The 22,830-nt window shown below is 41.6% G+C and carries 23 protein-coding genes; 15 read left to right on the top strand and 8 right to left on the bottom strand.

The annotated features are described in order from the left end of the window. Nucleotides 1-62: 62 nt before the first annotated feature. The gene (locus J0654_RS09140; RefSeq protein ID WP_237685947.1) at nt 63-2,174 is read left to right on the top strand and encodes a TonB-dependent receptor domain-containing protein; all 2,112 of its coding nucleotides are present in this window, start codon (nt 63-65) and stop codon (nt 2,172-2,174) included. Nucleotides 2,175-2,239: 65 nt separating this feature from the next. On the opposite strand, the gene J0654_RS09135 is transcribed toward J0654_RS09140, so the two are convergent. Both J0654_RS09135 and J0654_RS09130 read right to left on the bottom strand, forming a co-directional pair. Then, nucleotides 2,240-4,312 carry a M16 family metallopeptidase gene (locus J0654_RS09135; protein ID WP_207028161.1) on the bottom strand — a complete coding sequence of 691 codons (2,073 nt, stop codon included), beginning with the start codon at nt 4,310-4,312 and terminating at the stop codon, nt 2,240-2,242. Between the two features lies 1 nt (nt 4,313). Beyond that, nucleotides 4,314-5,636 (bottom strand): M16 family metallopeptidase, encoded by a 1,323-nt coding sequence (locus J0654_RS09130; RefSeq protein ID WP_207028159.1) that lies wholly within the window; start codon nt 5,634-5,636, stop codon nt 4,314-4,316. 184 nt (nt 5,637-5,820) lie between these two features. On the opposite strand from J0654_RS09130, the gene J0654_RS09125 reads away from it, so the two are divergent. The 3 genes from J0654_RS09125 to rpmA all read left to right on the top strand — a co-directional run bounded on the left by J0654_RS09125 (nt 5,821) and on the right by rpmA (nt 7,196). Next, a complete protein-coding gene (locus tag J0654_RS09125) occupies nt 5,821-6,276 on the top strand; it encodes a DUF4199 domain-containing protein (protein WP_207028157.1) in 456 nt (151 codons plus the stop codon). A gap of 95 nt (nt 6,277-6,371) precedes the next feature. Then, entirely contained in the window at nt 6,372-6,911 is a 540-nt protein-coding gene (gene rplU / locus J0654_RS09120; RefSeq protein ID WP_207028155.1) for a 50S ribosomal protein L21, read from the top strand. A gap of 24 nt (nt 6,912-6,935) precedes the next feature. Beyond that, on the top strand, nt 6,936-7,196 hold the full coding sequence (rpmA, locus tag J0654_RS09115) for a 50S ribosomal protein L27 (RefSeq protein WP_207028154.1): 261 nt from the start codon (nt 6,936-6,938) through the stop codon (nt 7,194-7,196). A gap of 123 nt (nt 7,197-7,319) precedes the next feature. Here the strand turns inward: rpmA and J0654_RS09110 are convergent, their stop codons facing one another. After that, nucleotides 7,320-8,429: a D-TA family PLP-dependent enzyme gene (locus J0654_RS09110; protein WP_207028152.1), complete on the bottom strand. Its 1,110-nt coding sequence runs from the start codon at nt 8,427-8,429 to the stop codon at nt 7,320-7,322. Nucleotides 8,430-8,543: 114 nt separating this feature from the next. Here J0654_RS09110 and J0654_RS09105 point away from each other — a divergent pair, with 114 nt between their 5' ends. Continuing rightward, nucleotides 8,544-9,122: a DUF3332 domain-containing protein gene (locus J0654_RS09105; RefSeq protein WP_207028150.1), complete on the top strand. Its 579-nt coding sequence runs from the start codon at nt 8,544-8,546 to the stop codon at nt 9,120-9,122. Nucleotides 9,123-9,192: 70 nt separating this feature from the next. On the opposite strand, the gene ahcY is transcribed toward J0654_RS09105, so the two are convergent. Then, entirely contained in the window at nt 9,193-10,509 is a 1,317-nt protein-coding gene (gene ahcY / locus J0654_RS09100; protein WP_207028148.1) for an adenosylhomocysteinase, read from the bottom strand. A 72-nt stretch (nt 10,510-10,581) separates the two neighbouring features. Between ahcY and J0654_RS09095 the strand changes: the two genes are divergently transcribed. From J0654_RS09095 to J0654_RS09065, 7 genes are all read left to right on the top strand, one after another. Next, nucleotides 10,582-11,223: a 4'-phosphopantetheinyl transferase family protein gene (locus J0654_RS09095; RefSeq protein WP_207028146.1), complete on the top strand. Its 642-nt coding sequence runs from the start codon at nt 10,582-10,584 to the stop codon at nt 11,221-11,223. Nucleotides 11,224-11,264: 41 nt separating this feature from the next. Further along, nucleotides 11,265-11,525 (top strand): YkoF family thiamine/hydroxymethylpyrimidine-binding protein, encoded by a 261-nt coding sequence (locus tag J0654_RS09090; RefSeq protein WP_207028144.1) that lies wholly within the window; start codon nt 11,265-11,267, stop codon nt 11,523-11,525. Continuing rightward, a complete protein-coding gene (pnuC, locus tag J0654_RS09085) occupies nt 11,509-12,144 on the top strand; it encodes a nicotinamide riboside transporter PnuC (protein ID WP_207028142.1) in 636 nt (211 codons plus the stop codon). Before J0654_RS09090 ends, pnuC begins: the two co-directional genes overlap by 17 nt. Continuing rightward, the gene (locus J0654_RS09080) at nt 12,105-12,686 is read left to right on the top strand and encodes an AAA family ATPase (protein WP_207028140.1); all 582 of its coding nucleotides are present in this window, start codon (nt 12,105-12,107) and stop codon (nt 12,684-12,686) included. The genes pnuC and J0654_RS09080 overlap by 40 nt, the downstream gene beginning before the upstream one ends. After that, the gene (locus J0654_RS09075) at nt 12,667-14,202 is read left to right on the top strand and encodes a DUF4301 family protein (RefSeq protein WP_207028138.1); all 1,536 of its coding nucleotides are present in this window, start codon (nt 12,667-12,669) and stop codon (nt 14,200-14,202) included. Before J0654_RS09080 ends, J0654_RS09075 begins: the two co-directional genes overlap by 20 nt. A 695-nt stretch (nt 14,203-14,897) precedes the next feature. Then, nucleotides 14,898-17,147 carry a TonB-dependent receptor gene (locus J0654_RS09070; protein WP_237685946.1) on the top strand — a complete coding sequence of 750 codons (2,250 nt, stop codon included), beginning with the start codon at nt 14,898-14,900 and terminating at the stop codon, nt 17,145-17,147. 99 nt (nt 17,148-17,246) lie between these two features. After that, nucleotides 17,247-18,248: a Gfo/Idh/MocA family protein gene (locus J0654_RS09065; RefSeq protein ID WP_207028136.1), complete on the top strand. Its 1,002-nt coding sequence runs from the start codon at nt 17,247-17,249 to the stop codon at nt 18,246-18,248. 4 nt (nt 18,249-18,252) lie between these two features. Here J0654_RS09065 and J0654_RS09060 read toward each other — a convergent pair whose 3' ends face one another. Together J0654_RS09060 and J0654_RS09055 are read right to left on the bottom strand one after the other, a co-directional pair. Further along, nucleotides 18,253-19,239 (bottom strand): aldo/keto reductase, encoded by a 987-nt coding sequence (locus J0654_RS09060; protein ID WP_207028134.1) that lies wholly within the window; start codon nt 19,237-19,239, stop codon nt 18,253-18,255. Between the two features lie 10 nt (nt 19,240-19,249). Then, entirely contained in the window at nt 19,250-19,684 is a 435-nt protein-coding gene (locus tag J0654_RS09055; protein ID WP_207028132.1) for a Rieske (2Fe-2S) protein, read from the bottom strand. A gap of 187 nt (nt 19,685-19,871) precedes the next feature. Here J0654_RS09055 and greA point away from each other — a divergent pair, with 187 nt between their 5' ends. Both greA and J0654_RS09045 read left to right on the top strand, forming a co-directional pair. Next, nucleotides 19,872-20,348, top strand: coding sequence for a transcription elongation factor GreA (gene greA / locus J0654_RS09050; RefSeq protein WP_207028130.1), 477 nt, complete (start codon nt 19,872-19,874; stop codon nt 20,346-20,348). A gap of 68 nt (nt 20,349-20,416) precedes the next feature. After that, complete coding sequence (locus J0654_RS09045; protein ID WP_207028128.1) at nt 20,417-20,806, top strand: HIT family protein; 390 nt, start codon at nt 20,417-20,419, stop codon at nt 20,804-20,806. On the opposite strand, the gene J0654_RS09040 is transcribed toward J0654_RS09045, so the two are convergent. Together J0654_RS09040 and J0654_RS09035 are read right to left on the bottom strand one after the other, a co-directional pair. Further along, on the bottom strand, nt 20,803-21,147 hold the full coding sequence (locus tag J0654_RS09040) for a hypothetical protein (protein ID WP_207028125.1): 345 nt from the start codon (nt 21,145-21,147) through the stop codon (nt 20,803-20,805). The genes J0654_RS09045 and J0654_RS09040 overlap by 4 nt on opposite strands. A gap of 9 nt (nt 21,148-21,156) precedes the next feature. Further along, on the bottom strand, nt 21,157-22,302 hold the full coding sequence (locus tag J0654_RS09035; RefSeq protein WP_207028122.1) for a sensor histidine kinase: 1,146 nt from the start codon (nt 22,300-22,302) through the stop codon (nt 21,157-21,159). Between the two features lie 123 nt (nt 22,303-22,425). On the opposite strand from J0654_RS09035, the gene J0654_RS09030 reads away from it, so the two are divergent. Then, nucleotides 22,426-22,806 (top strand): DUF3127 domain-containing protein, encoded by a 381-nt coding sequence (locus tag J0654_RS09030; RefSeq protein ID WP_207028120.1) that lies wholly within the window; start codon nt 22,426-22,428, stop codon nt 22,804-22,806. Nucleotides 22,807-22,830: the final 24 nt, after the last annotated feature.

Here is a 22,830-nt window from a genome sequence, read left to right as displayed (position 1 = left end):
GATTCACACGAAAACGGCCAATACCCATGGCCTAAAGTATAATCTTAAACATAACATCAAAAATGAATAAAAGTGCAATGGCAAAACTTTGTGTTTTGCTTTTTGGGACCACTGTGTCCTTCGCGCAGGTTTCGAATGCGCAAGATTCCCTATCAAAAAAACCGGTACAATTGGATGAGGTACTGGTGGAAGGAAAAAGTAAATCAGACCCGGTTTTTTCCACTTTTAAAAGTGAACCGGAGAAGAAAATCGTTCAATCCAAAAATGTAGCCGACCTTTTTAAGGACATTAATGGCTTTAATCTGATCAAACGTGGTAACTATGCTATTGACCCTTCGTTCCGCGCTTCGCAATACGAACAGTTAAATGTTCAGTTCAATGGAGGAACCAAAGTAATGCATGCCTGCCCCAACCGTATGGACCCCATAACCACCCATGTGACCCCAGAGGAGATAGAGCGGGTGGAAGTAGTTAAAGGGCCATATACCTTTAGATACGGGCCCACCTTTGGCGGCATTGTGAATTTGGTGACCCAAGAAGTGGAAAAACAAGAAAAGGGGTATCATGGCAAAGTCAACTTTGGCGGTGAGAACAACGGTAATGCCATCACTAGTTTTGCCAACCTTACATATGTTGGTGAAGATTTTGATGCCAATCTCAATTTCGGATTCCGGGATTTTGGCAACTACGAAGATGGTGATGGAAACGAAATACCGTCATCGTTTAAAAGCACCGATTATGGGGTTCGGTTAGGATATGATCTAACAGATAACCAAAGAATCCAGATAGGGTTTAGACAATCTTTTGGTCGTGATGTACTGCATGCTGGTCTGCCCATGGATACAGAGGAAGATAACAGTAACGTACTCTCTGTAGATTATAAGTGGGACAATATTTCGGATGGATTAAAAACCTTGAGCGCGAAAGTCTATCGCTCCAAAGTAGATCATGTTATGACGAACGAGCTAAGGCCGTCTTTTATGATGACCGAGGCGGTTTCCGTAGTGGATGCAACAACCCTTGGAGGTAGGGTGGAACTGGAGTGGAGACCTATCGACAATTTTAAATTGTATACCGGATTGGATGCTTTTTCCGTAGGAAGAACAGGAAATAGAACACGTCTGGTAAAAAGAAACATGAACGGTGATCAATTGCCTGCCCCAATGGAATTTGTGGATGAGGTATGGCAAGATTCCCAAATTGATGATTATGGAGCATTTGTGGAGGGTAAATACCCCTTATCGCAAAAGTTTTTGTTGAATGTGGGGGCAAGGTACGATAGGGTACATTCAAAAATTGATGCGCCAGCCGATGATTTTGTGGCCGAATATCCCGATTTGGATACTCGTACAGAGCATAATTTTAGTACAACAGCATCAGTAAAATACATGGCTACCTCAAATCTTTTGTTTGAATTGGCTTATGGTAGAGGGGTGCGGTCTGCCAACATGATAGAAAGATTCATCAACCATTTTACGGTGGGTCAAGACCCCTACGAATATGTGGGCAACCCTTACTTGGATGCCGAAGTGAACAATCAATTTGAGTTGGGGGCAAAGGCAAATTTGGATTTTGATGGTTATGCAATCAATGGACTGGATTATGGAGCGTCGATTTATTATTCCATTTACGACAATTACATTGTTCCCGTGATAGATCCATCATTGGATAAAAAGTACATGCCCATGGCCGAACCTACCGATGTAAAAAGGTTCACAAACCTAAATGAAGCCTATAAAACGGGTTTTGAAGTATTCGGGGAACTGGATTTCCTGGAAGATTTTGCCTTTAAAACAGAACTGTCCTATGTGTATGCAAAAAATCAGGATTTGGATGAATCCCTTCCATTGACCCCTCCTTTGGTAACACGTTTTAACCTCAGTTTTGAAAAAGAGAGAATATGGGCCAGGGCCACCTACACCATTACCTCTGAACAATCGGATATTGCCCTTTCTTTTGGGGAACAAACAACGGATGGCTATGGGGTAATGGATTTGCGTTTTGGAGCAAAGCCCTTTGAACACTTAACGCTTGGGGTTGCTGCATCCAATATTTTTGATGTGACCTACAACAACCACTTGAATTTTTCTTTTGTGAACCAAGCGGATTATGGCAGGGTACCCATTAACGATCCAGGAAGAAATCTATCGGCATTTATACAATACAGTTTTTAGTAATTTGAAGAACAATAAAAAAGGCGCTCGTTTAGAGCGCCTTTTTTGCTTTAAAAAGAATAGTATTATTTAAAATCAGAGGCCTCAACTCCTTCGTTAACCTTGATTTCTTTTACAATAAACTCCATGTTCTGAGGTCCCATGGTCTGCATTAACTTGAAAGGAAATTTAATTCCGGATACTTCTTGATAGTCACCATACCCCAACGTGCTGGTCATTTGTTGGCCTTGAACTTCTTGGGTGTTTATTTCCTGTACCTTGAGTCCAGTTTCCACATCGTAGAATGCAGTTTTGCTATCACTTATTTTCAACTTATAGGCTTTTTTATCGCCCACAGGCTCAATGCCTTCAAGTGCAATATCTCCTGCTGCCAAGTAGTTGAGTTCCGGGAAAGCGGCAGATTCTTCCTTTATTTTTGCAATCTCTTCAGGAGAAAGGTCCTTACGTTGGCCTTGAACTACCATATAACCTGAGTCGCCATCCAATACTTGTTTTTGCATGGAGTTGCCCATTACTTTTACGTCTTGCATAAACTGATCTTGAGACGTTTTCTTCATTTCAAGTTCCAATTTCATGCCCTGCATTTCAGCTTCGGCCATCATGGAGTAAGAATCCACACCTTCAAGTTTCGATTTGCCGCCGATGGCCTCAATATATTTTTCCAATACGGATGTTGCGTCCACACCTTCGGGTACGGCAGCATTATAATCAGGTTTCTCCGTTTTGTTGGCATACTTGTCATAGTAAAGTACAGGAACATCTTTTCCATTGAAACTGACCTTTTCCAAGTTTTCCAAAACGTCACTACCTTTTCCTGTTACCACCACACGGGCATTGGTAGTGGAAAAGTGTTTTTGGGCGGCTTTTTGTACATCTTCCTTGGTTATGGCATCCAATCGCTCCAAATACGTCTCATAAAAATCTTTTGGAAGGCCTTCCGTTTCTATGTTTAGGGCATAATTTGCCACTGTTTCGGGTTTTTCCAGAGCCATTACAAAGCTTCCTGCGTATTTTGCCTTGGCGTTTGCCAATTCTTCATCGGAAACCGGCTCGGAAGTGATCTTGTCTATTTCTTTCAAAATTTCCACCACAGAGCTATCGGTAACAGCATTTCTTACCTGTGCATAAGCGTTAAATCGCATTGGGCTGTATTTGTTGGCCCTGATTCCAGAGTAAGACCCATAGGTATATCCTTTATCTTCTCTTAAATTTTGAAATAAGCGAGCCTGTCCGCCACCACCTAAGATCCTGTTGGCCAAAAGAGCATCCAGGTAGTCCTCATCCTTCATTTTTAAATTGGTGATGTTTTCCACGGCAACTTCCGATTGCACAGCGTTCGGCACATCAACAAAGTTGATTTGAGTATACTGTACATCTTTTGGGTCAGAGTAGGAAATAGATGGAGGCACTGCCTTGGACCATGGTGTAAAGGCTTCGGTGACCAACTCTTTCACAGTTTCAAAATCAACGTCACCTATTACTACCAAATAAGCATTGGCAGGTACGAAATAAGAGCGGTAGAACTGCTCTACATCAAGCAGGGAAACATTATTTACGGTTTCCTCGGTCATAAATTCGCCGTAAGGGTGGTTTTTACCATAGGCCAAGGCTGCTTGAACTCTATTGGCAATGGCGGAAACGTCTTTTTCTTCGGATTTGATTCCAGTGATCAGCTTTTCTTTTTCCTTTTCAAATTCTTCTTGAAGAAAGTCAGGGTTAAGCGCGGCATCGGCCATTAACTCTAAAATTCGAGGAAAATATTTGGACAGAGAACTGGCAAAAGCACTTTGTTCCCCAATGTAGATGTTGGCACCAAGAAAATCCACTTCCTCGTAAAACTCATCTTTTGGAATGTTTTTGGACCCTTTGCCCAACATACTTCCGGTAAGGGCGGATACCCCAGCTTTGTCACCCTCCAAAATAGGTGGGTTGTCAATGGAAAGCTGAATACGAACCCTTGGCAATTTGTGGTTTTCCACCACGAGTACCTTCAAACCGTTTTTTAGTTCAAAACGGGCGGGCTCCTTTAAGTTGATTTTGGGAGCCGGTCCTGGTTCTGGCGGTGTACTCCGGTCTATTTGTGCGTATGTGGCTGTCATAAATAAAGACAGCGCTGCTAAAACTAAATACTTTTTCATCTTAATTAGCGTCTTTTTGTTCTGGTAAATACTCCAATTCGATACGTTGGTTCACCTTCAAATATTTTTTGGCCACTTCCATGATTTCTTCACGGGTAATAGAACGGTAAATGTCTATTTCTGAATTTATGAGGTCAGTATCATCCTTCAGCATATAGTTTTCCGCCAAAGAATTGGCGATACCCTCTACACTGCTATTCGCGTTCACAAATTGGTTTTCGAATTTGTTTTGAAGCTTTTGGTAATCTTTTTCGGAAATCAGTTCCATTTGAAGCTTCAAAATTTCTTCGTCGATCTCTTTTTTGATGTCCTGGATGGAATTGTCACCAACGGGAAGCCCCCCAACAATATAAGAGCTGTAATCTTCTGCATCGATGGGCACAGAAAGTATTTGCAGGGCCATTTTTTTCTCGTCCACCAATTTTTTGTAAAGTTTGGAGCTTTCTCCGCTGCTCAGATAGGTGGAAATCATATTGATCACATAAGCATCTCGCTGGCCTTGCCCTGGTGTTCTGTATGCCAACAGAATTGCAGGAATTTGGATGTTGGGATCATAATATTTCGCAAACTTGGTTTTGGTGATCGCCTCTTCTTTAACATCGGGTCTTTTTATTTCGGCACCTCTTGGGATTGGCCCAAAATAATCCTCGATCATTTTCTTGGTCCCATCGGTTTCAAAGTCACCCGCTACCACCAAAACAGCGTTGTTGGGCATGTAAAACGTTTGGTTGAATTTTTTAAAATCTTCCAAAGTGGCACTGGCCAAATGATCAAAAGATCCGATAACTCCCCAGCGATATGGGTGGTTGGTATATAGATTTTTCAGGATTTCATTAAAAAAGGCACCGTAGGGAGAGTTATCTACCCGAAGTCTCTTTTCCTCTTGTACCACCTCTTTTTGGGTGTCCACCCCAACTTGTCCGATTATGGGGTGCATCAAACGTTCGGATTCCAACCAAAGTCCAACTTCCAAGCTATTGGATGGGAAGACCTCATAATAATAGGTGCGGTCCAAAAAGGTATTGGCATTGTGCCTTCCTCCGTTGGAAGCTACAATTTGGTCCCACTCACCGCGTTCAATGTTTTTGGTCCCCTCGAAGAGTAAATGTTCAAAAAAGTGGGCAAAACCCGTTTTCTCAGGGTCTTCGTCCTTGGATCCCACGTGGTACATTACCGAAGTGGTTACTACTGGGGCCGAGTTGTCCTGGTGTAGGATCACGTGCAGCCCATTGTCCAGATCATACTCTTCAAAAACTACCTCCTGTGCCGAAAGCAGCGTTACTCCAAAGAGCATTGCAAATGCAGAAAACAAATGTTTTTTCATGTTAATAGTCAGTATTTAAAAATTGATGTTGCTAAGAGGTTGGTATCGATTTAACGATTGATGTTACGTTAAATATAGAATATTTTCTTACGAGAGATAAATTTTAAAAAAGTCTTTAGAATTAATGTATGGGATAATTCACAAACATTCAGTAAATTATACAATGAAACCAAAAAAAGAGAATATGAAAAATTTAACCCTTCCAATCCGTTTCGGTATAGTCACCAGTGCTGTACTGATAGCGTATTTTTTGATTTTGGCCTTGATGGGAAAACATACCAATGTGTTCTACAGCTTATTTAATGGGGTAATTACCGGCTTTGGTATATACGAGACCATTAAGTATACCAAAATTAAACAAGGAAAGAACTTTAGTTATGGAAAGGGATTCACGGCAGGCATCACTACTGGCTTTGTCGCTACATTGCTGTTCACCATTTTCTTTGCTTTTTACGCGACAGAATTGGATACCACTTTTTTAGATGAACTTTCCACCGCATGGTCGAGTGATTATAAAAACTTCCAGGGCATTGTCTTTTTTACCGTGGCCATTATGGGGTTTGCGACCACCTTGGTTTTGACCCTATCCTTTATGCAACTTTTTAAAACGAGCAACAACTCCAAAAAAATAATGGGTTAAATCAGGGAGGAATACTTGTAGATTAAGGATTTAGCAGTATATTTGCACCCGCTAATTTTGATAAAGCGCAGTAATTTTAATCTAATTAACGCATTATGTACGCAATTGTAGAGATGGCAGGGCAGCAATTTAAAGTTGCAAAAGACCAAAAAGTGTACGTTCACCGTTTGCAAGAAGATGAAGGTAAAAAAGTTACTTTCGATAAGGTTCTTCTTTTGGAAGATGGTGGTAACGTAATTATTGGCGCCCCGGTCATAGAAGGTGCGGCTGTTGAAGCCAAAGTTGTAAAACACCTTAAAGGAGATAAAGTAATCGTCTTTAAAAAGAAAAGACGTAAAGGTTACCGCAAGAAGAATGGTCACAGACAATATTTGACTGAGATTGTTGTTGAAGGTATTGTAGCCAAAGGCGCCAAGAAAGCGGCTCCTGCAAAAGCTAAAACTGAAGCAAAACCCGCTACTGAACCTAAAAAGGCAGAGAAAAAAGCGGCGGCTCCGAAAAAAGAAGCTCCAAAAGCAACTGAGGATTTGAGTTCCAAAACGGTTGCTGAGTTGAAGGAAATGGCAAAAGCCAAGGAAATTACCGGCTACTCTTCAATGAAGAAAGCCGAGTTGATCGAAGCGTTAAGCAAATAAGAAAAGAACTAAAATTTATATATCATGGCTCACAAGAAAGGTGTAGGTAGTTCAAAAAACGGTAGAGAATCAGAATCGAAACGCTTAGGTGTTAAGATTTTTGGTGGTCAGGCAGCAACTGCTGGTAACATTATTGTAAGACAACGTGGTACCAAGCACAATGCCGGCGACAATGTATATGCAGGAAAGGACCATACTTTGCACGCCAAGGTAGATGGTATTGTTAAGTTTGAAAAGAAAGTAGGTGGAAAATCTTTTGTTTCCATTGAGCCTTATGAAGCTTAATAAATAACGACAATAGTTAAAAAAGGCCTCGCATTGCGAGGCCTTTTTTGTTACAATTTTTTTATGGTTTCATAAATAAATGTTGGTATTGGAGTGAGGGAGTATAATTTTCCAGGACTTGGTCTAGAACGTAAGCTTTCGTTTTCGGGCGGTAATCTCCCAAGTATCTACTTTCTTACCGTTCTCGATTACCGAAACTTCATCATGAAGGTTAATCGTGGGGCAAATATGATAAGGAATGCCATATAGGACATCGCCAACTTTATATTTGTCCCATTCCTTTACTTGGATTACTCCATGTTCCTCACTTTGTGAAAGCAGTTCATATCCATCAAGATTCAAGAATTTCACCCTTTTGTCAATGGGGTTTTCCGCTGCAACTGATTTATGTCCTAAATCAATGGTAATGATTCCTTCCGTAGGTTTGGAAATAATTCGGGTAACCAAAAGGGCGGCGTGCTTAAAGTCCTGCTCTGTTAACTTTTCACCATACCCCCAATCCCAAAGTACACAGGTTCCCGGGCTTGTAATCCTTTTTTCCTGTAAAGCGTGCGAAGTAAAGGAAGGAGTTCCTCCACATATCAATTCCGCCGCAGGATAATCCGCTCTTAGTGCCTCAAAATAGGTTTCTACATCTTTTACCCCTCTTTCTATTTTTTCACGTCTAGTTGTAAAATCCTTATCTCTTAAATGTCCATCATATGCATGTAACCCTTTAAAATGTAAAGACTTGCATATTTTTAAATAAACCACTAATTCGTCGAGCGCAGGGCCTATTTCAATACCCGAACGGTTCATCCCGTTGTTGATATCAATATAAACGTCAGCGGTAAGTCCCAGTTCCGATGCTTTTTGATTTAAAAGTTCAGCACTGTCTACATTGTCCAAAATAGTTGAAAATTGGGTTTTGGGATAATGCTTTACAAGAGCGAGGAATCGTTCTACTTTTGGACCGACCAATTGGTGGGCGATCAAAACGGATTTGGCCCCAACTTCTGCGGCAATTTCTGCTTCGGCAATGGTGGAGGCCTTAAAATTTGAGATGCCCGAAGCCAATAACAGCTCCATTACCTTGGGCATTTTGTTTGTTTTGATGTGTGGCATCAGGCGTTTGGTTTGGCCATCTACCAAGGAAATCATCTTTTGGATGTTAAAGGACACATGTTCCTTATATAAAGCAATTGATGGGGAGTCAACCGTTTCTATATTTTGTATTTCGTACCAGTTTTTCATGTCTATTGGGATTCAAGCGGGAATAAAGGTAGTGATCAAAGCGGAAAAAGTCTGAAAATAGTTGCAACCGGATTTTTTCGTAGCTTTAAAAACACTAACTATAAATCTTTTATCATGAAAAAAATCATTATTTCTTCGTTGTTGGCTTGTTCTATCCTGTTTTCAAGTTGTTTGGGGTCTTTTAGCGCCTTCAATAGTTTGAAGGATTGGAACCAAGGGCTTACGAATAGCAGATTTTTGGACAACCTTATTTTTTGGGGACTTAACATTGTTCCTGTTTACGGATTATTTTTCTTGGGAGATACGATTATCTTCAATGTGATCGAGTTCTGGTCCGGATCTAATCCAATTGCCATGAAGGATGGTGAGTCTGAAACGCAAATGGTGGAACATGATGGCAATACTTTTGAGATGATCGCTACCAAGAACAGAATGCAGGTAACTGTAGTAGAAGGACCTAAAAAAGGTAAGAAGATAGATTTGGTCTATAAACCAGATGAAAAATCCTGGAATGCAGTTCGTCCTAATGGAGAAATTATAAAACTATCCTCTTTTGAAGAAGGGTTCTACATTGTTTACATGCCAAACGGTGAAGAAGTGAAAATAGACCCAATGAGTACAAGGGAAGAAGGGTTGGCTTTGTTGCAGGAAAGCAAAACTTGCTACTACGGCGAGACCTTATTGGCCGACTAATACAACTAATATCCAATAAAAAAACCCATGGTTTTGGCCATGGGTTTTTTGTTTTCTAAAACCTTTGTGCTTAGTATCGGTAGTACTCAGGCTTAAAAGGGCCTTCGACTTTTACTCCGATGTAATCAGCTTGTTCTTGCTTGAGTTCGGTCAACTCGGCACCTAAACGCGACAAGTGCAATTTGGCCACTTTTTCATCCAAATGTTTGGGCAACATATAAACTTCATTGGCATATTTTTCGTTGTGGTTCCAAAGCTCTATCTGGGCCAAGGTCTGGTTGGTGAAGGAGTTGCTCATTACAAAACTTGGGTGCCCTGTAGCACAACCAAGATTTACCAATCTACCTTCTGCCAAGATCACTACGTCCTTGCCGTCAATGGTATATTTATCAACTTGTGGCTTAATTTCGTCCTTGGTGTTGCCATAGTTCCCGTTCAACCAAGCCATATCTATTTCATTATCAAAATGACCGATATTACAAACAATGGCTTTATCCTTCAAGGCTCGGAAATGCTCTTCACGGATAATGTCCTTATTCCCTGTTGAGGTGATGACAATATCAGCATTGGAGATCACAGTTTCCAACTTTTTAACTTCAAACCCGTCCATACAGGCTTGTAGGGCACAAATAGGATCAATTTCCGTAACGGTAACAATGGCCCCTGCTCCACGGAATGATGCTGCGGTACCTTTTCCAACATCCCCATAACCTGCAACCACCACACGCTTACCTGCCAACATAGTATCGGTTGCTCTTCGAATGGCATCCACGGCACTTTCACGACATCCATATTTGTTGTCAAACTTGGATTTGGTCACGGAATCGTTCACGTTAATGGCCGGCATGGGCAATGTTCCTTTCTTCATTCTTTCGTACAAGCGGTGTACCCCCGTAGTGGTTTCCTCGGAAAGTCCTTTAATGCCCGCTGCCAATTCTGGGTATTGGTCCAAAACCATATTGGTAAGGTCACCACCATCGTCCAAGATCATGTTCAATGGCTTTCTGTCCTCTCCAAAGAACAATGTTTGCTCAATACACCAATCAAATTCCTCCTCGTTCATCCCTTTCCATGCGTAGACTGGAATGCCAGCTGCTGCGATTGCTGCTGCGGCATGGTCTTGAGTGGAAAAGATATTACAGGAGCTCCAAGTTACTTCGGCTCCAAGGGCTACCAAAGTCTCGATCAAGACTGCAGTTTGAATGGTCATGTGAAGACAACCGGCAATCCTGGCACCTTTTAAAGGTTGTTGGCTACCGTATTCTTCACGTAAGGCCATAAGCCCTGGCATTTCAGCCTCGGCAAGCTCAATTTCTTTCCTTCCCCAATCTGCAAGTGAGATATCCTTAACCTTGTAAGGAACATACGGAATTGTCTTTGTGCTCATACTTTTTATAATTTACTTTTGTAGCTTCGCTTAAACAGTGCACAAAGATACGAATTCACTTAACTTTTGTTGATGCCCGTTTACAAAACAATAACAGTTTCCCCGACCACTTCCGTTTATATCTGGAAGGTGACCGAGCCAGAGATTGAACTTGCTAAGGATGTGGAGCTTACGGAGCACTGTCAAAACCGTATGGACGGGATGAAATCGGAAGCACACCGAAGGGCTTTTTTAAGTATCCGTCATCTTATGGCAGAGGCGGGTTATGTAGATCACGACTTGTATTATGATGACTTTGGAAAACCGCACCTTAAGGATGGGAAATATATTTCCATTACACATTCGCACAACTTTACGGGCATAATTATAAGCGAAACCGATGAGGTAGGCATCGATATTGAAATGCAGCGAGATAAAATTCTTAGGATCGCCCACAAATTTACGCCGATTCAAGAATACAAAACCCTGGCCAATACCGAGGCCTTGATGCGAAAATTGACCATTGTTTGGGGAGCCAAGGAGTCCCTGTACAAGATTTATGCACAACGAGGACTGAGTTTTCTAAGGCACATCAATGTAATAGACTTCTCTTTTGAGGATACCAGAACAGTGGCGGAAATCATGTATCAAGGTAAAAAATCGCATTACGAAGTTCAATTCATGGAGTTTGAAGGATTTACTTGTGTGTATGCCTTAAAAATGATGGGAGGATGATGATTCCTTTTCGTAGTTTTGCCCTGAAATTATAACCGACCATGAAAATATCCGTTGAACTTACTTTGTCTCCCCTTCAGGACGATTTTGAAGCACCAATTATTGACTTTATCAAAAAGTTGCGCGATTCAGGACTTACCATTTTGGAAAATCCCTTGAGCACACAGGTTTTTGGTGATTACGATAAAGTGATGGAAGTGCTCAATTCCGAGATCAAAGAAAGTTTTGAGAACTTGGACCATGTGGTACTCACCATGAAAGTGGTAAAATCCGACCGAAGCGAATATGAACCCCATTTTTGATTTTTTTCTCGGTCCCTACGAAGACCGGGAACTATCCCTGATCATTCTTGAGGCCACGGCTTTCTTCTTCGGGATAGCCAGTGTAGTATACGCCAAAAGGGAAGATATTTTAGTATATCCCACAGGTTTGGTCGCTACGGTGATAACCACCTATATATTTCTTGTGGACCGCCTTTACGGCGATATGATGATGAACTTCTACTATTCCATCATGAGTATTTACGGATGGTGGAATTGGGCCAGAAGAAAAGACAATAGGGAGCATATAGTCCATGTTTCAAGAACCAGTACCAAGGAAAAATGGGTGGGTCTTGGCTTTTTCCTGCTTACCATGTTGGTTACCTACGGGGTTTACAAAGCATTTGGTGCAGAAATCGGTCCTACCAATTATGTGGATATTTTTACTTCGGGCGTTTTCTTTACGGCGATGTGGTATATGGCCAATAAAAAATTGGAAAACTGGACCCTTTGGATTTTGGGTGATTTAATAACCGTACCTTTGTATGCCTATAGAGGATGGGGAATGTTCTCTTTACAATACCTCATTTTTACTGTTCTAGCTATACAGGGATATCTAGCATGGAAGAAAAACTTGGCCAACAGCCCACAAACCTCATAAAAGTTGTCCTTTTTGGACCAGAATCAACTGGCAAGACAACATTGTCCAAACAATTGGCGGAACATTACCGGACCGAATGGGTACCCGAATATGCCCGAGAATACCTTCAGGATAAATGGGATAGGGAGCAAAAAACCTGTGAGCCGAACGATTTGTTGCCCATTGCTTATGGACAAATGCGGTTGGAGAACCAATTGGCAAAAAAAGCCAATAAAGTGCTTATCTGCGACACCGATCTTTTGGAGACCAAGGTGTACTCCGAAGCATATTACGACAGCACCTGTGACCCACTTATAGAAAAATATGCCCTGCAAAACACCTACGATCTATACTTCTTAACTTATATTGATACGCCTTGGGTCGCGGACGATTTACGCGACAAACCAGACGAAAGAGAACGAATGTTTGCGCATTTCAAGGATGCATTGGAGAAAAATAACAGGAAATTCATTAATTTAAGGGGGGATAAAGCGTCAAGGCTTTCCACAGCAATAGAACACATAGATAAACTTCTCCAAAAACATGATCGAATTAAGTCCTAAAGACTTGGAACAACTGGATTCCAAAGGAATTTCAAAAGAAAAAGTAGAAAATCAAATACAAACATTCAAAGAAGGTATCCCTTTTGTAACCCTTTCACAGGCCGCGGTGGTAGGCAATGGTATACTTCGGTTCTCCGAAAAGGAGCAGCTGGATCTTCTCCAATATTTTGAGGACCATAGGGGAAACCTTGAATTATTGAAGTTTGTGCCCGCTTCGGGTGCGGCATCCAGGATGTTCAAGGCGATGTTCAATTTCCTGGACAGCTATGACCCATCAAAAGAAAAACTATCCGAATACCTAGAACGCACGGGTGATACCGATGCGAAAAAGTTTACTGAAAATCTTTCCGATTTTCCCTTTTATGATTTGATCATGTCCAGAATAGAGGGCAAAGCCTCCAGCAAGGATGAAGAAGCCTATCTTTTTGTAAAGGAAATGTTGATGGAGAGCGGTCTTAACTACGGATTTTATCCCAAAGGCCTTTTGCCATTCCATAAATATGATACAGGTACGGCAACCCCGTTCGAGGAACATTTAAAAGAAGCAGCTCTCTATGCCAAAACAAAGGGTAAAGCCAATCTTCATTTTACCGTATCGGAACAGCACGATGAGATGTTTGCCAAAGAAGAAGCATTGGTAGGTCCAAAAGTATCGAAGAAAACAGATACCAAGTTCGACATATCTTACTCCAATCAAAAACCTTCCACCGATACCATTGCGGTGGATATGGACAACAAGCCCTTCAAAAACAGCGATGGTTCCATTTTGTTCCGTCCCGGAGGACATGGGGCGCTGATTGAAAACCTGAACGATCAGGATGCTGATATCATCTTCATCAAGAATATAGACAATGTGGTAATCGATAAAAATTTGGAGACCGTGTCCAACAGTAAAAAAATGTTGGCGGGCGTTCTTAAAAAAGTCCAGGATAAAGCCTTTGCATATGCCAAGCTTTTAGAAAGCGATGTGTCTATAGAAAAGGCTGATGAGATAAAGGCATTTTTAGAAAAAGACCTCAATGTGCGCATGCCCAATAATTACGATGATTTAAGTGTAGATGAGCAAAAATCGGTTTTGAAGGACAGCATTAACAGGCCCATTCGCATTTGTGGCATGGTAAAGAACGAAGGAGAGCCCGGAGGAGGTCCTTTTTGGATCAAAGATGCAGATGGCAACATTTCCCTTCAAATAATTGAGTCCGCACAGATTGATATGGACAATAAAGAACAAGCTGCAATTATGCAAAATGCGACACATTTCAATCCTGTAGACTTGGTATGTGGGGTTCGAAACCACAAAGGGGAAAAGTTCAATCTTTTGGATTATGTAGATCCTAAGCAAGGTTTCATCACTGGGAAAACCAAAGAAGGAAAGGAACTGAAAGCATTGGAGCTGCCAGGTTTGTGGAACGGTGCCATGGCTTTTTGGAATACCATTTTTGTGGAAGTGCCCTTGGTCACCTTTAACCCCGTAAAAACGGTTAACGACCTTTTAAAACCAACGCATCAAGCGTAAAAACCAAGAAACAATAAATTGAACCCACTTCCTTAAGTGGGTTTTTTTATTGCCAAATGTGACCTGTTAATAAAAAGTGTGTCTTACAAGTATATTCGGAATTGTTTTCGATGACATGATTAAATTTTGATGATCCTTGCGGGTTGTCTCAACTAGGTTGGTTGATTTGGTAAGAGGCCGTGCATTTTGTACGGCTTTCTTTTCATAAGGTCCGAAAACGATAGGCAACAGCATATATATGTTTTATAAAATAGTCCTGTTTTTCAATCTGTTATCGTTGGTATTGGCACTTTATATTTTAATATCATACTTGAGAAACAGAAATAGGAACAAGAATATAAAAAATCAGGATGATGCTATGTAAACACTAACCACGTATTATCCATTTCTGCCAATCTGTACCATGGTCTTTTTTCCTTGTGACCATTTATTGGCAATAATGAAGGGCTGCTTCGGCAGCCTTTCTTTTTTTAGTGTATTTTTTTATGAAAATCAATTAGCGCACCTTACATTTGTCGTATCTCAAAGGGGTGCTTTTTACCAAAAAGGCTGAGATTATACCCAATGAACCTGGGCGGGTAATGCTGCCAAGGGAATGCGCAAGCCGCATCTTGGAATTTCTATGTTTCTTTTAGAAACAACAATCAATTACTAACAAAGAATAATGACCCCTTTTATTCGTAACCTTTTTACGGATGAAACTCTATTCAATTATTCAAAAAAGAGCCTTTTCTGGCTTATTGCGACCGACGCAAAACAACCATCGGAATTACATTAAAACCTTATGCACAACAATGGCGCTGTTGGGCGTGGCATTGACTACCAGCGCACAAGAAGAACCCATTGACAGCCTTGAAGGCGAAAAAGTGGTGCTTGATGAAGTGTTGGTGCAGGCCGTTAGGGTGACCAAGGATTTTCCGATTACTTTTTCCGATTTGGACAAGGTGGAACTGGCACCACGTAACCTAGGGCAAGATATACCCATTCTAATGAATTTTATGCCAGCTGTAGTAACCACTTCAGATGCCGGTGCAGGAGTGGGCTACACGAGTATTCGGGTTCGTGGTAGCGACGCCACAAGGGTAAATGTGACCATTAATGGTGTGCCTTACAACGATGCCGAATCGCAGGGAACCTTTTGGGTGAACATGCCCGATTTTGCCTCCTCTACACAAAGTTTGCAGTTACAGCGTGGGGTGGGTACTTCCACTAATGGGGCAGGAGCCTTCGGGGCAAGTTTAAACATGCTAACGGATGCCTTTTCAGAAGAGGCTTATGCCACAATTTCGTCTTCGGTGGGCAGTTTTAATACGTTACGGAACAATATAAAGTTCAGTACTGGCTTGTTGAACGACCATTTTGAGTTTTCCGGGCGATTGTCGCGGGTAACTTCCGATGGTTATGTGGACAGGGCATCTTCAGAATTGGACGGCTATTTTCTTCAAGGTGTTTATAATGATGACAACACTTTGGTTAAAGCTTTGCTTTTTGGAGGACACGAGATCACCTATCAAGCGTGGAACGGTATTACAGCAGATCAATTGGAAAACGACCGCACCTATAATTCGGCAGGGGCCTATACCGATGATAACGGTAATACACAATTTTACAACAACGAAGTCGACAACTACAAGCAAGACCATTTTCAACTGCATTGGTATGAAACTTGGAACCCTGCTTGGGATACCCATTTGGCAGTGCACTACACCCGAGGTCGGGGCTTTTTTGAGCAATATAGGGAAGATGATGATTTTGCCACCTATGGTTTGGAACCCATTACGGTAAACGGTGATTTCGTGGAAACCACGGATTTGATACGTCGCCGATGGTTGGACAATGATTTTTACGGAACCATTTTTTCAGCAACCTACAACAGTGACAACCTGGAACTGATTTTAGGAGGTGGTTATAACGAGTACAAGGGAGATCACTTTGGTGAAATCATTTGGGCCGAGTATGCCGGCAACAGCGAAATCAGGGACAGGTATTACGATGATACTTCCACCAAAACGGATTTCAACATGTATACCAAGGCCAACTTTAAGTTAACGGATCAGTGGTCTTTGTTCGGGGATGTGCAATATCGTGGGGTTACTTACCAGGCCAATGGCGATGACACGGGACTGGTAGATGATTCGTTCAACTTTTTTAATCCAAAGGCCGGTATTACCTTCGATTTGAACCGTAACAACAATTTTTATTTCTCTTATGCAAGGGCCAATCGCGAGCCTAATCGCAACGATTATGAGAGCGGAAGCCCAAAACCGGAAAAACTCAACGATTTTGAGTTGGGTTGGAGATATGTTTCACCAAGTTTTCAATTGAACACCAATGTGTACTACATGCGCTATAAAGATCAATTGGTGCTGACAGGGGAATTAAACGATGTGGGTGCCCCTTTAAGGTCCAATGTGGGCGACAGTTATCGCTTGGGTCTGGAAATCGAGGCTAATGTGAACATATCCAATTCGTTCCAATGGAGGCCTAACATTGCCTTGAGCGATAACAGAAATATTGATTTCTTTTTTGAGCGTGATGGAGAACTTCAAAATTTGGGGAATACACATATTGCCTATTCACCGCAACTGATTGCGGGCAATGTTATTTCTTATATGCCCAAGGAGAACTTTCAAGTCTCATTGCTGTCAAAATTTGTTGGCAAGCAATATATGGGAAACATCGATTCCGAGACCTCTGTTTTGGACAGCTACACACAAACGGATTTCAATGTGCAGTACACCATCAACACCAATTCATTTGTAAAAAGTATAGTACTATCTGGTTTGGTGAACAACATTTTTAACGCCGACATTGTTTCTAATGGATATTTTTATACCTATGATGACAATTGGTCAAATCCGGGAACCATCACAACTATTGAAGGTACCGGATATTATCCTCAAGCAGGAATCAACTTCTTGTTGGGAGCAACAGTTAATTTTTAAAGGAAAAAGCATCAGTTCGAGGAAAACCTAGAAGGGTTTTGCATAGGGAACTGTATTTTTGGCCAATAACTTTTAACGGGATTCTGTACATTTATCACAATGGCAGAATCCCGTTTTCATTTTTCTGAAGAGCAACCCCTCCGGTGGGGTGTAATCGGTTGTGGCAGCGTAGCTGAAAAAAAGAGTGTGCCTGCATACAAGAACAATTTCGGATTCCATGTGGATATGATAATGCGACGCAGCTCCGAAAAGGCGGAGGATTATGCCAAAAGGCACCATATACCGGAATGGACTACCAATGCGGATGAGGTAATCAATAATCCCAATATTGATGCCGTTTACATAGCAACACCGCCAGATACCCATAAATTTTATGCACTAAAGGTAGCAGCAGCCGGAAAACCTTGCTGTGTGGAAAAGCCAATGGCGCCCAACTATGTAGACAGTTTGGCCATTTATGAAGCATTTGAAGCAAAGGGAATCCCATTGTTTGTCGCATACTACCGTCGTTCTTTGCCCCGTTTTTTACAAATAAAGCAATGGCTGGATGATGGTCGGATAGGCGAGGTTAGGCATATACATTGGCAAAAGACCAAGGCTCCAAACGAAATCGATTTGAGCAAACAATACAGTTGGCGCACCGATGCAGCTATTGCCAAAGGGGGTTATTTTGATGATTTGGCCAGTCATGGATTGGACCTGTTCAACTTTCTTTTAGGCGATATAGTTGAGGCGAAAGGTTTTGCGGCCAACCAACTGGGGCTATATTCTGCTTTTGATGCAGTTTCGGCCAATTGGGTGCACACCGGAGGTGTCACAGGAACTGGAAATTGGAATTTTGGCACCTATCATCGAACGGACAAGGTTGAAATATTGGGTTGCAAGGGCAGCATCCGATTTGCCGTTTTGGACGAGGCCCCCATTGAGCTTGAAAACGCATCAGGACATCAAGTGCTTGAAATTCCACATCCCGAGCATATTCAGGAGTTTCATGTGCAGAATGTCAAAAACCATTTAATGGGAAATGGGGAACATCCATCTACAGGAAAAACGGGGCTACATACCAGTTGGGTAATGGATAAGATTTTGGGGTCGCTATGATCTTTTACCAAAGTTGGTGCACGTGCTTTTTTATGTGCTTTTTATAAATTTGGTTTACAGCTGCTTTTTCTTCTTCGGTGAGTGATGGCAATTCCACAGCTTCCAGATTACTTTTTAGATGCGCTACTTTGGATGCTCCCGGAATAATACAACTGACCTCTGGGAAATCCAATATCCAACGAAGCGCTATTGGTGCAAGGTTTTCTCTGTTTGGGAATACTTTTTTAAGTTCATCCACGGCTTGCAAACCTATATCAAAAGGAACGCCGCTAAAGGTCTCGCCCTTATCAAAAGCTGCACCTTCCCTGTTAAAGAATCTATGGTCATCTTTTTCAAAAGTGGAGTCTTGGGTAAATTTTCCGGTAAGCAATCCGCTGGCCAGCGGTACTCGCACAATTACACCAATATCTTTTTTCCGTACCTGTTCAAAAAACAGTTCCGAAGGGCGTTGCCTAAACATGTTGAATATAATTTGAACCGTGTTCACATTCGGATATTCGATTGCTTTTAAGCCTTCTTCCACTTTTTCCACGCTTACCCCGAGGTTCTTTATCTTGCCTTCATCTTTTAACCGATCGAACAATTCAAAAATTTCGGGTCTGTAATAAACATCGGTAGGTGGGCAGTGCAGTTGAATCAAATCCAAACAATCCAGCCCAGTATTTTTTAAGCTGTCCTCCACATATTTTCGCAGTACCTCCACCGTATACCCTTCATTCACATGCGGATTGATCTGTCTACCACATTTGGTGGCCACAAAAACCTCTTCCGACCTGGATTTTACTACTCGGCCTACAGCTGCTTCACTTGCTCCAGCTTCGTAAACATCGGCGGTATCTATAAAGTTTACGCCCTCATCTATAGCCTCATTGATAATATGTTCCGCTAGACCATCGTCAAAACCGGAACCCCATTTTCCTCCTACTTGCCAAGTGCCCAATGAGATTTCGGATACTTCTATTCTCGTTCTTCCGAGTTTTCTATACTTCATTTAAAAAATATTAATTGGATATAATTACAACATTACCGCTCTGGGTGGCCCTGTAGAATAGAAGGTCGTAATATCGGTTTCCATCATCGGGCCTGTCCAATTGTTGTCCCGTAAATAGATTATAGGTATATCCCTCACAACTACAAACTGCATTCTGCCCATCAATTGTCATGGTGGAACATTCATTGGGAACATGATTGGGGCAACTGGCCTCCCATGCCATAAAACTGGACCCTGTATTGATAACAAAAGCACCTCTAGTACCAACCCCATTGTTGCCCACATAAACAGGATTACCGATGTTTTGTAGGTTATTGTACAATGGGAGGTTAAGGTTCAATTCAAATCGAAATCGTACTTCCTGTAAATACGGATTTCGGTTCGAAGTATCCGAGCTGCAGGATAAAATAAGTGCCAGAATTACAATGGTCCAGAAGTGCTTCATGGTCAATGTTTGAAAACGTTTCTTGAACAAAGTTGATGAAAATTTGCCTATATTTGCGTTAAATCCTCGCAAAAATACCGTGCAGGTCATAGGTATCGTTGAGGATTTTTTGTATTTGTAGAGAAGAGTACATTGGGGAAATTTTTTCGATTTTCTTCAGTGCCTCTTTGCATTAAAAATTAACGATATGAGCAAAGTTTCATACTATACACCCGAAGGATTGAAGAAGTTGAGGGACGAGTTGAACCACTTAAAAGATGTGGAACGTCCCAAAGCATCTCAGGCCATTGCCGAAGCAAGGGATAAAGGCGATCTTTCCGAGAACGCGGAATATGATGCTGCCAAAGAAGCCCAAGGCCTTTTGGAAATGAAGATTTCCAAAATGGAAGAAACCTTGGCCAATGCCCGTTTGATAGATGAATCGCAACTGGATACATCAAAAATCTTGGTGCTTTCCACCGTAAAACTTAAAAACCAGGCCAACGGAATGGAAATGAAGTATACCTTGGTGGCAGAAAGCGAAGCAGACCTGAAAACAGGCAAGATTTCCGTGACATCTCCTATCGGAAAAGGATTGTTGGGCAAAAAGGTAGGTGACGTGGCAGAGATCAAGGTGCCGAACGGTACCCTTAAATTTGAAATTTTAGAGATTACTCGAGAGTAATAGCAGCTAAATTGGTTATATTTAATCCCGTTGTTCAACGGGATTTTTTATTTTAAAACCGAATCAAAATGGCCAGTATCTTCACAAAGATCATAAACGGGGAAATACCCTCCTATAAAATCGCGGAGGATGATGATAACTATGCATTTTTGGACATCAACCCTAACTCCAAAGGCCATACCTTGTGCGTGCCCAAGAAAGAAGTGGACAAGATCATGGACCTTGATGAGGAATCCTATATGAAATTGATGGCCTTTTCCAGAAAGGTTGGTCTTGCCATTGAAAAAGCTATTCCTTGCAAACGTGTGGGAATGTCGGTGATCGGACTCGAAGTGCCACATGTGCATGTACATCTAATTCCGCTGAACAGTATGGCCAACGCCACTTTTCAACAAAAGGAAAGCTTAACGCCGGAAGAGTTTGAAAAAGTTGCCGAAGCCATAAAATCTAAGCTTTAACTTTCTAGATAAAAGTATACTCCCGCTGCTGCCAGGCACAACATCAAAATTAAAATAATAAAGAATAGCATGGTGAAACGAACAGCTGGCCTGTCCGGTTTCACCAATTTGTTGTAGTAGTCATAAACGCGCTCAATATCGGGAGTCCAGTCCACCGGATAAATGACCGAGTCACATTTTTTACATTTTATCTCGTTGGTAACAACACCGGTTGTCCTGTGGTAAAGTGCGTTAAAAGTGTGTTTTTGATAGAACGTAATCTTAAGTTCCTGATTAAAACATTTGGGGCAATTGTTGGTAATATCAGCTTCTTGGATTACAAGTTGTTTTTCCTTGGCCATAATTTAATTTTATTGTGCGCGTAGGGAAATCTGCATGATAGTTCCTTCTTTACTTGACGAAAATACTTTAATTTTTCCTTTATGGTATTCTTCAACGATTCTTTTTACCAACGAAAGGCCTAAACCCCAGCCTCTTTGTTTGGAAGTTACCCCTGGATTAAAAATGGTCTGGAAGTTACTTTTCGGTATGCCATGACCGGTGTCCGACACCAAAATATGGATGTTTTGACCTTTCTTTTCAATTTGAATGGCAATGTTCCCTTTGCCCTTCATGGCATCGATACCATTTTTTACCAAGTTTTCGATGCTCCAGTTGTACAAGGGCGGATTCATAAGCACTTTGGCTTCATCCACATTGGAGCTGAAAGAAAAATGTACCAATTTGGAGCTACGTTGCTTTAGGTAATCATAGGCTTTTTTGGTTTCGGAAACAATATCATGTTCCCGTAATTCGGGCACGGAACCAATCTTGGAAAAACGTTCGGTGATGGTCTCCAATCGGTCAATGTCCTTTGCAATTTCTTGGGTTACCTCTGGATTGATGTCCTCCGACTTCAACAATTCGTTCCAACCCAAGAGTGAGGTAAGCGGTGTACCTATTTGATGTGCCGTTTCCTTGGCCATGCCCGCCCAAAGCTTGTTCTGTTCCGATGCTTTGTTGGTCCGGAAGAAAAAGAAGATTACCGCTCCAAACAGAAAAATGATCAGCAGCAATGCCAAGGGGTAATACTTTAATTTATTCAAAACCTCGGAGTTGCCGTAGTAAAGAGTTTCCAGTAATTCATCTTCCTGGATAATTTCTATGGGCTGGTTCTCACTTTTGAACTGAGCTATCTTTTTTTGGATATACGCACTATCCGCAATCTTGTCTTCTGGGATGTTGTGCGTTTTATAAGACCCCTCTTCATTCACCAAGATCATGGGGGTAGAGGTATTGTTTCCAAGCACTTTTAGGGTCAGGTTGCCCAGTTCTTGATCTACGGAGGATTGGATGAGTTCCAATTGGGCGGTGGCCCAAATTTCCATTTTTAAACGCTCCTCCTCCTTGAATTTTTTAAAAAAACTATTGGTGTTCCATAAAATAAGACTCACAATGATGAATGCGGATATCAGCAAGATGATATTGGAGGTTTTCCGTTTGGTGCTAAAGTTCATTGGTAGTCGAATTCTGTTTTAAAGATAGGTAATTGGAAAACATGTTGATAGTTAGTTTAAATAACGGCTGCCCATGGAATTCATTTTATGTACTTTTGAATTTTCAACAAAAATTAACATTGCATGGAAGTTCAGGGAAGAATTAAATTGATAGATGAGACCAAAACGTATGGCAACAATGGTTTCAGAAAAAGGGAGGTGGTCGTGACGACTGAAGAGCAATATCCACAACATATATTGGTCGAATTTGTACAGGATAAATGCGATTTGCTAAACAACTACAGCGTTGGGCAAATGGTGAAGATCAGCATCAACCTGAGAGGAAGAGAGTGGGTGAACCCACAAGGAGAAACGAAATACTTTAACTCAATCCAAGGATGGAGAATCGAAAACCTTCAGGCTGAACAGCCTGGTTCGGACAATATGCCTCCTGTTCCACCGATGGAAGCTTTTGAACCGGCGGATGACCTTAACGAGGAAGACCATGATGATTTACCGTTCTAAACGAAAAGCCATTTTATAAAATCA

It is taken from the genome of Flagellimonas profundi, from assembly GCF_017313275.1.
Classification (GTDB): Bacteria; Bacteroidota; Bacteroidia; order Flavobacteriales; family Flavobacteriaceae; genus Flagellimonas; species Flagellimonas profundi.
The sequence above is the reverse complement of the archived record's forward strand: the minus strand, read 5'-3'. Positions and strand labels throughout refer to the sequence as shown.

Excerpts from the sequence above, each read along its gene's own strand:
- J0654_RS09140 (WP_237685947.1), top strand. The coding sequence starts at position 63 with ATGAATAAAAGTGCAATGGCAAAACTTTGTGTTTTGCTTTTTGGGACC.
- J0654_RS09135 (WP_207028161.1), bottom strand. The coding sequence starts at position 4,312 with ATGAAAAAGTATTTAGTTTTAGCAGCGCTGTCTTTATTTATGACAGCC.
- J0654_RS09130 (WP_207028159.1), bottom strand. The coding sequence starts at position 5,636 with ATGAAAAAACATTTGTTTTCTGCATTTGCAATGCTCTTTGGAGTAACG.
- J0654_RS09125 (WP_207028157.1), top strand. The coding sequence starts at position 5,821 with ATGAAAAATTTAACCCTTCCAATCCGTTTCGGTATAGTCACCAGTGCT.
- rplU (WP_207028155.1), top strand. The coding sequence starts at position 6,372 with ATGTACGCAATTGTAGAGATGGCAGGGCAGCAATTTAAAGTTGCAAAA.
- rpmA (WP_207028154.1), top strand. The coding sequence starts at position 6,936 with ATGGCTCACAAGAAAGGTGTAGGTAGTTCAAAAAACGGTAGAGAATCA.
- J0654_RS09110 (WP_207028152.1), bottom strand. The coding sequence starts at position 8,429 with ATGAAAAACTGGTACGAAATACAAAATATAGAAACGGTTGACTCCCCA.
- J0654_RS09105 (WP_207028150.1), top strand. The coding sequence starts at position 8,544 with ATGAAAAAAATCATTATTTCTTCGTTGTTGGCTTGTTCTATCCTGTTT.
- ahcY (WP_207028148.1), bottom strand. The coding sequence starts at position 10,509 with ATGAGCACAAAGACAATTCCGTATGTTCCTTACAAGGTTAAGGATATC.
- J0654_RS09095 (WP_207028146.1), top strand. The coding sequence starts at position 10,582 with ATGCCCGTTTACAAAACAATAACAGTTTCCCCGACCACTTCCGTTTAT.
- J0654_RS09090 (WP_207028144.1), top strand. The coding sequence starts at position 11,265 with ATGAAAATATCCGTTGAACTTACTTTGTCTCCCCTTCAGGACGATTTT.
- pnuC (WP_207028142.1), top strand. The coding sequence starts at position 11,509 with ATGAACCCCATTTTTGATTTTTTTCTCGGTCCCTACGAAGACCGGGAA.
- J0654_RS09080 (WP_207028140.1), top strand. The coding sequence starts at position 12,105 with ATGGAAGAAAAACTTGGCCAACAGCCCACAAACCTCATAAAAGTTGTC.
- J0654_RS09075 (WP_207028138.1), top strand. The coding sequence starts at position 12,667 with ATGATCGAATTAAGTCCTAAAGACTTGGAACAACTGGATTCCAAAGGA.
- J0654_RS09070 (WP_237685946.1), top strand. The coding sequence starts at position 14,898 with ATGAAACTCTATTCAATTATTCAAAAAAGAGCCTTTTCTGGCTTATTG.
- J0654_RS09065 (WP_207028136.1), top strand. The coding sequence starts at position 17,247 with ATGGCAGAATCCCGTTTTCATTTTTCTGAAGAGCAACCCCTCCGGTGG.
- J0654_RS09060 (WP_207028134.1), bottom strand. The coding sequence starts at position 19,239 with ATGAAGTATAGAAAACTCGGAAGAACGAGAATAGAAGTATCCGAAATC.
- J0654_RS09055 (WP_207028132.1), bottom strand. The coding sequence starts at position 19,684 with ATGAAGCACTTCTGGACCATTGTAATTCTGGCACTTATTTTATCCTGC.
- greA (WP_207028130.1), top strand. The coding sequence starts at position 19,872 with ATGAGCAAAGTTTCATACTATACACCCGAAGGATTGAAGAAGTTGAGG.
- J0654_RS09045 (WP_207028128.1), top strand. The coding sequence starts at position 20,417 with ATGGCCAGTATCTTCACAAAGATCATAAACGGGGAAATACCCTCCTAT.
- J0654_RS09040 (WP_207028125.1), bottom strand. The coding sequence starts at position 21,147 with ATGGCCAAGGAAAAACAACTTGTAATCCAAGAAGCTGATATTACCAAC.
- J0654_RS09035 (WP_207028122.1), bottom strand. The coding sequence starts at position 22,302 with ATGAACTTTAGCACCAAACGGAAAACCTCCAATATCATCTTGCTGATA.
- J0654_RS09030 (WP_207028120.1), top strand. The coding sequence starts at position 22,426 with ATGGAAGTTCAGGGAAGAATTAAATTGATAGATGAGACCAAAACGTAT.